We start from the raw sequence: 6,011 nt of genomic DNA on the forward strand, positions 1-6,011 counted from the left end.
TCAATCCACGGTGACGCGGGCGATGAGCGCGGGCAGGGTCTGGCAGCGGAACAGCCCGTCCAGGGTCTGCTGCTCGGTCAGGCGCAGCGAGAGGGCGCAGCCGTAGGCGTTCACCGTCAGGGTGGTTTGCGCCAGCGCGCCGACGGCGGCGGAAGGCTTGGCGATGCTGTAGCCGGGGGCGCCCAGCCGTCCGGCGAGCGCGCCGTTGACCGGGTTGACGGAGTCGATCTCCAGCGTCAGCGGCCCCAGATTGTTCAGCACCGTTTCCGAATGCGGGTCCTCCTTCGTCGCGTAGAGCTGCACCGGCACCGCCTTGCGGCGGGCGATCCAGTCCTTCAGCGCCAGATTGCCCAGCACCGGGTCGCGGCTCTGCAGAGCCGCCTCCAGGGCGAGTTGGCGCAGCGCCGGGTCGTTGCCGCCCAGCGCCGCCTCGTAGGCGGCGATCCGCGCCGGGCGGTCGGCGCCCTGAATCCGGGTGCGCAGGTCGGCGATCCGCGCCGCACGAACCTCCTCTTGCCGCCGTTCGGTGGCGGCGCGCTCCTCCTCCGCCTTGGTCGCGGCGGCCTGCCGGGCGAGCAGATCCTCCTCGCGGCGGCGGCGGGCGTCCTCCTCGGCGCCGCGGGCCTCGGCGTCGCGGGCGATCTGGTCGCGCAGGCGGTTGGCCTCGGCGGAACCGGCCAGCACCGGGCGGCCGGGAAGCTCCTCCAGCGGCTGGCCGATGCCCTCCAGCACCTCCGGGTTGCGCAACTCGATGCGCGCGCTCCAGCCATTGGGGCCGAGCGTGGCGAGCGCGGTGGCGGTGAGTGTCTTCTCCAACCCGGCCTCGGCGACGGGGCGGATGAAGGTCACGGCGCCGTCGCGGCTTTCCACCGTGTAAGTCGGCTTGGCCAGCCGCAGCTTGGCCGCGATCCGGACGGCGCTCCGCGACTCGACGGTTTTCGCCGCGCCCTTGCCGTCGGGCGCCGGGGCGGGAACCGGGTCCGCCGTCATCTCCTCGACGGTCCACAGGGGTGGGACGAGGCGCGACACCTCGGCACGGATGCGGTCGATGGGCAGATCGGCCGCGCGGGCGGATGGAACGGGAGCCAACCCGGGCGCCAGCCCGGCCATCAGCGTCACCGCGATCCCCCACGCCCCCGGTCGCACCATCGCTCGTTCTCCACCGGAAGTGACCACCACTGCTTGTGCCGGTTCGTCCAGGCACTGGTACAGCGAAGGCGCCAACGAAGGGAAGCGGCTTTTGCCCGGGCCGGCGCCGAGCGGTGGCTGGAACGGTGAACCCGGGGCCGGGATCGCGACCCCCGGTCGAAATTGGCTTTGTGCGCACACGCCGCTTGCAATATCATCATACAAGTGAATGTATGCTCGCCGGAAACGCGAGCGCCTTTCCGCAACGGCAGGGGACCAAGGGCAACAATATGGCGGACAGACAGGGGAACAAGGAAGGGCCGGTCCTGGTCTGTCGCAATGTCAAGGTTTCCGGTCGACGCACCAGTCTTCGAATGGAGCCCTACATTTGGGACTCCTTGAAGGAAATCTGCGAGCGCGAAGGACTGACGCTGAACGACATCTGCACGCAGATCGATCAAAGGCGCGGGGAAGCGAATTTGACCGCTTCCATCCGGGTCTTCATCGTCAGCTATTTCCGCAACGCCATCGGAAGCCGCGGCTTCTCCGAAGACGGGCCATCCAGCATTCTGCGCAAGGCCATGGACGACGCCATCCCGCCCTTCGACTGACCGAAGGGACGGGACTCCGTCCGTCCTACCAGCGCAGGCTGGGCAGGGCGTAGGTCGGCTGATGGCCGGATGCGGCCGCGGCGGCAGCCAGCTTGGCCGGGTCCACCGCCTCACCCCAGGCGCCGCCCAGCTCCTCCCGATGAATGCCGAAGGTGACCAGGGCCACGTCGATCCCGGTGGCGTTGGCCCCGGCGACGTCGGTGCGCAGGCTGTCGCCCAAGGCCAGGATGCGCCGCTTGTCCTTGATCCCCATCAGCGACAGGCAGCGGTCGTAGACCGGGGCGTGCGGCTTGCCGTGCCAGAACACGTCGCCGCCCATCGCCTCGTAGCGCTGGGCCAGCGTGCCGGCGCAGATGACCATCTGCTCGCCGACCATCACGATCAGGTCGGGGTTGGCGCAGACCATCGGCAGGGCGCGGCGGCGGCAGGCCTCCAGCGCCGGCTCGTAGACCGACAGCGACTCCCCGAAATCGACGATGCCGGTGTTCACCACGAAATCGGCCTCGTCCGGCGACGCGACCAGCGTGTAGTCCAGCCCCTCGTACACGTCCCGGTCGCGGTCCGGGCCGATGTGGAACAGCCGCCGGCCCAGAGCGGCGTGCCACGGGTCCTCGCGGTCGCGCAGCGCCTCGTAGGCGGCCTCGCCCGAGGTCATGACGTGGTGGTAGCGCTCCCGCCCGATCCCCATTCCGTCCAGCTTGGCGATGACGCCGCCGGTGCGGCGCGGCGCGTTGGACAGCAGGCAGATCACCTTGCCCGCCGCGCGCAGCCGGTCCAGGCAGTCCGGCACGCCCGGATAGGGCTGTTCCCCGTCGTGCAGGACGCCCCACAGGTCGAGGATGACCCCGTCGTAACGGTCGATGACGGGGGCGATGCCGGAAAGCTGGACGATGTCGGTCATGAGGTCCGCAGGTGTGACGGGCGGGAAAGGGGGTGGTTCAGCGGCCTTGCGGGGCGCGCCGGGGTTCGGCGAGAAGCTCCGCGTAGACGGCCAGCGTGTCGGCGCACATGCGCTGCTTGGTGTAGCGCTCGGCGACGAAGGCGCGGGCGCGGGCGCCGATGGCGTCGCGCTGCTCCGTCGTCAGGGACAGCGCCTCGTCCAGCGCCTTGGCCAGCGCGTCGGGATCGGCGGGCGGCACCACCCAGGCGGTCTCGCCGGGAATCACCGTTTCCTGATAGGCGCCGATGGCGGAGACGATCACCGGGCGGCCCATGGCCTGAGCCTCGGCGATCACCCGCCCGAAGGCTTCCGGCTCCTGCGAGGCGGAGACGACGACGGTGGACAGCCGGTAGGCGGCGGCCATGTCGTTGCAATGGTCGGTCATCGTGACCACGCCCTCCAGCCCGGCGCGGCGCACCTGCTCCTCCAACTCCTGCCGGTAGCCGGTGCGGCCCTGGTCGGACCCGACGAGCAGCGCGCAGACGTCCTTGCGCCCCAGCTTCGCCAGCGCGTCGATCAGCACCGTCTGGCCCTTCCAGCGGGTCAGGCGGCCGGGCAGCAGGATCACCGGCTTGTCGTCGGGCAGCCGCCATTTCTGGGCGAGCTGGATCATGCGGGCGGAGCTGACCCGCTCCGGCGCGAAGGACAGCGGGTCGATGCCGCGGTGGATGGTGCGGATGACCGCCGGGTCGACCGCGTAGTTCTCCAGGATGTGGCGGCGGATGAAATCGGAGATCGCGATGATCCGCTCGCCCCGCGCCATCACCGAATTGTACCAGCGCTTCAGCCCGTTTTTGTAATTGTACGGGGCGTGGAAGGTGGTCATGTAGCGCGCGCCGGTCTTCTGGCAGGCCAGCCAGGCGCTCCAGGCCGGGGCGCGGGAGCGGGCGTGCACGATGTCCACGCCGTTCTCCCGGATGATCGCCTCCAGCTTGCGCGCGTTGCGGCGGATGACCAGAGGATTCTTGGAGGCCAGCGGCAGGGTGATGTGGCGGATGCCGGCGCGGTCCAGCTCCGCCGCCATTGGCCCGCCCTCGGACGCCACCAGCGGCAGCGCCCCGGCCTGCGCCAGCGCCAGCGCCACGTCGATGCAGCCGCGCTCGGCCCCGCCGGTGACCAGCGCCGGCAGCACCTGGAGAACGACGGGCCGGCGGCCGGCCGCCGCGAAGGCGCCCTTCGCCAAGGCGTCGGCCGGGTTGTGCGGGTCCTCGCCGGTGCTAAGCTGGGATTCGACGTCCATAGTCACAGATTCCTAAAGTCCTGGCCCACAGAGGTGTCCGAAATGACCGAACCCGCAGCCGGCCCCGTCCCGTCGCCGGGCGGCGCGCACCATAGCCTGAAGCGCGGCGCCGCGACCATAGCCTATCGTCACACCCCGGGCCGCGACCCGGAAGGGCTGGCCCCCGGCGTGATGTTCCTCGGCGGCTTCATGTCGGACATGACCGGCACCAAGGCGCTGGCCCTTGAGAACTGGGCGGCGGGCGAGGGTCTGTCCTTCACCCGCTTCGACTATCAGGGGCACGGCGCGTCCAGCGGGCGGTTCGACGAGGGCACTATCGGGCTGTGGGCCGACGACGCGTTGGCCGTCCTGGACCGCGTGACGGTGGGGCCGCAGATCCTCGTCGGTTCCTCGATGGGCGGCTGGATGATGCTGCTGACCGCGCTGCGCCGTCCGGAGCGGGTGGCCGGTCTGGTCGGCATCGCCGCCGCCCCGGACTTCACCGAGGACCTGATGTGGGACATCTTCGACGAGTCCGTCCGCCGCGAGATCCTTGAGGCGGGCCGCTGGCTGCGCCCGTCCGACTACGGGCCGGAGCCGCAGCCGATCACCCGTGCCCTGATCGAGGAGGGGCGCAACCACCTGCTGCTGCGCCAGCCGATCGCCTTCGACAAGCCGGTGCGCCTGCTGCACGGCATGGCCGACCCCGATGTGCCCTGGCAGGTCAGCCTGACTCTCGCCGACCGGCTGAGCGGCGCGGACGTGCGGGTGACGCTGGTGAAGGACGGCGACCATCGCCTGTCGCGCGACCAGGACATCGACCTGCTGTGCCGCACGGTGGCCGATCTGGTCCGCGGTCTCGGTTGAGACGGGGGCTTCGATCCGCCTCGCGGATCATCCAGAAGACGGTGCAAGATTTTTCCAAAAAAGTGATTTCAGGGGCTTGCGCGCCGCCTTCGGGCTGGATATAAACGCGGCCTCTGCGGAGGGGTGGCCGAGTGGTCGAAGGCGCACGCCTGGAAAGTGTGTATACCCCAAAAGGGTATCGAGGGTTCGAATCCCTCTCCCTCCGCCACGAAATCGGGCTAGAGTGTTGATTTTCCTAGAAAATCCGCTCTAGCCTTTTTCATTTTCCCACAGTTTGCCCCACACTTTGCGGCGGATTGATGCCGCTGCTAGCGGACGCGGGTGGATGAAACTCGCCGTGTCAGCACCTGTTCCGCATGCATACGGTGCCGTGCTATTAGGCTATGCCCTTTGGCGCCATACCTTCTTTCGAAGGCCCCACCCATGAGATTCAGCAGAACAGCCATGAAGAGCTACGAAAACACCCTCGTCCAAGCGAAAATAATTCTCAAAATTATGGAGCAAGGGGGACAGGTTGACCTGCCGAACGATGCGCTTCTTGAAATCTGCAACAGCCAAAATCGTCTAGACTCTCACTTCCATGACTTGCAGGCCCGTGGGGCGCTTACGTTTGATGGTTTCGGAGGAGAGGGTTTTGCGGAGTTCGCTTGGGTCAATCTCAAGACCGAACAAGCAGCCAAAGTACTTGGTGAAATGTTGGAGGAAATAAATCAGGAAAGAAACCAATTGGTTGTTGATAAGGTTAATCTGCAAGAGCAGATATCGGGAATGTTGGATTTTGATCCGTTTAAGCTCCAATCCGATATTAGGAAAATGGAAAAGGAGATGTTGGATATTAACAGAAAGACTCAATCTAACCCTGCGCTAAAGGGGATAGAACCGGAAATTAAGAAAATTCACGAGCATACTGTTTCTATTAGCCTCTTGGCCTCTCACTATACGGAAGCGTACAAGGCTCTTATTAGTCCTTTGAGAAAAGAAGGCGAGTCTAGCATTAAGGCTACTAAAAGGTGGGCTATTATCGGTATTATTGCGTCTGCTGTAATATCTGTTGCGCTGTCAAATTATAAGGATATTTACAATATATTTAAGCCGCCTGTGAAAGCCGAGTCTGTGAAAGCCGATTCTGTGAACGCCGAACCTGCGAACGTTGACTCCTCAAAATCTGAAAAGGACACGCTGGAAAAGCGCTAGGTCCTGTCTGACGGCCATTTGACGCGCATGCATTGCTGGATCATGGCGAGCT

Annotated in this window: 6 protein-coding genes and 1 tRNA gene; 4 read left to right on the forward strand and 3 right to left on the reverse strand. The window is 66.1% G+C overall.

Going from position 1 to position 6,011, the window contains the following annotated elements:
• A complete protein-coding gene (locus tag DXK32_RS26620; protein ID WP_114861272.1) occupies positions 1 to 1,149 on the reverse strand; it encodes a hypothetical protein in 1,149 nt (382 codons plus the stop codon).
• 212 nt (positions 1,150 to 1,361) lie between these two features.
• Between DXK32_RS26620 and DXK32_RS26625 the strand changes: the two genes are divergently transcribed.
• The gene (locus tag DXK32_RS26625) at positions 1,362 to 1,739 is read left to right on the forward strand and encodes a ribbon-helix-helix domain-containing protein (RefSeq protein WP_247877366.1); all 378 of its coding nucleotides are present in this window, start codon (positions 1,362 to 1,364) and stop codon (positions 1,737 to 1,739) included.
• Positions 1,740 to 1,764: 25 nt separating this feature from the next.
• Here DXK32_RS26625 and DXK32_RS26630 read toward each other — a convergent pair whose 3' ends face one another.
• A complete protein-coding gene (locus DXK32_RS26630; RefSeq protein ID WP_114861273.1) occupies positions 1,765 to 2,640 on the reverse strand; it encodes a TIGR01459 family HAD-type hydrolase in 876 nt (291 codons plus the stop codon).
• A 37-nt stretch (positions 2,641 to 2,677) separates the two neighbouring features.
• Complete coding sequence (locus DXK32_RS26635; RefSeq protein WP_114861274.1) at positions 2,678 to 3,919, reverse strand: glycosyltransferase family 4 protein; 1,242 nt, start codon at positions 3,917 to 3,919, stop codon at positions 2,678 to 2,680.
• Positions 3,920 to 3,961: 42 nt separating this feature from the next.
• On the opposite strand from DXK32_RS26635, the gene DXK32_RS26640 reads away from it, so the two are divergent.
• The 3 genes from DXK32_RS26640 (at position 3,962) to DXK32_RS32395 (ending at position 5,959) form a co-directional block, all read left to right on the forward strand.
• Positions 3,962 to 4,765, forward strand: a complete 804-nt coding sequence (locus tag DXK32_RS26640) for an alpha/beta hydrolase (RefSeq protein ID WP_114861275.1) — start codon at positions 3,962 to 3,964, stop codon at positions 4,763 to 4,765.
• Between the two features lie 117 nt (positions 4,766 to 4,882).
• Positions 4,883 to 4,973, forward strand: a tRNA-Ser gene (locus DXK32_RS26645).
• A 236-nt stretch (positions 4,974 to 5,209) separates the two neighbouring features.
• Positions 5,210 to 5,959: a hypothetical protein gene (locus DXK32_RS32395; RefSeq protein WP_162801359.1), complete on the forward strand. Its 750-nt coding sequence runs from the start codon at positions 5,210 to 5,212 to the stop codon at positions 5,957 to 5,959.
• The last annotated feature ends 52 nt before the right edge of the window (positions 5,960 to 6,011 follow it).

The sequence above is a fragment of the Azospirillum brasilense genome (assembly GCF_003349955.1).
Taxonomy (GTDB): Bacteria; Pseudomonadota; Alphaproteobacteria; order Azospirillales; family Azospirillaceae; genus Azospirillum; species Azospirillum brasilense_B.